At 45.5% G+C, this 719-nt stretch carries 1 protein-coding gene; it reads right to left on the bottom strand.

What is annotated here, in order from left to right; genetic code table 11:
- On the bottom strand, nt 1-587 hold a 587-nt coding region (locus HMPREF2958_RS07260), incomplete at its 3' end, for a hypothetical protein (RefSeq protein WP_070697540.1).
- Nucleotides 588-719: the final 132 nt, after the last annotated feature.

Raw genomic sequence — 719 nt, 5'->3', positions numbered from 1 at the left:
GTACCATCCTCATACAACGGGTCAGGAAAACCATCTGGGAAAAACAGTTTCTTAAACCTTTCCACCCGTGACCAAGGATACTTGGCCCCGTCAGCAGCAATCACTATGCTATCGTTGAAAAACTCTTTCACACGCGGCAAGCTTTCCTGTGAAACATCAAAACCATAACCAACCATGACTTGATATAGCCCGCTGCCGTGTAATTGGCGAGTGGCGTAATATACTTCCATTTCTTCCAGAATATTTACGCACGCTGTAACAGCCCTATCATCCATCACAAAGAGGTCCTCAAAATTCTTGTACAGCACAAACAGTCCTTGACGCATATCAAACCAGTTAATCAGACAGGCATCTTCAGACGCCCAACGCAGGTTAAAATCATCCGGAATAGCATAAACACTCTCAATACTCTCAACCAGACGATACGCAAAATCCAACGTGGTTTTTACCCCAGCACAGTCAACAACAATAACCTTCCACCCCTCCGCTCCCAGGTAAGGCAGCATATGGTTTTTCCAGTACCCGTCTTCACGGATAAACAAAGGAGCAGTAAATTCTACGGCAGACCGTTCTTGTTGATAAGGCATGTTTCTCTCTAAAATGCAGACAGGAAAAGGAGTCTAACTATGTTTGCTCAGATGAACTTTCTCCCTCACGACTGCCAGTGTAGGATGTGCTCTCGGGGTACTCATCGGGGTCAGTTATCCAGATACCATTCT

The sequence above is a fragment of the Rothia sp. HMSC036D11 genome, assembly GCF_001814205.1.
Classification (GTDB): Bacteria; Actinomycetota; Actinomycetes; order Actinomycetales; family Micrococcaceae; genus Rothia; species Rothia dentocariosa.
Note: the sequence above shows the minus strand (reverse complement) of the source record. Positions and strands in the feature narration are given on the sequence as shown.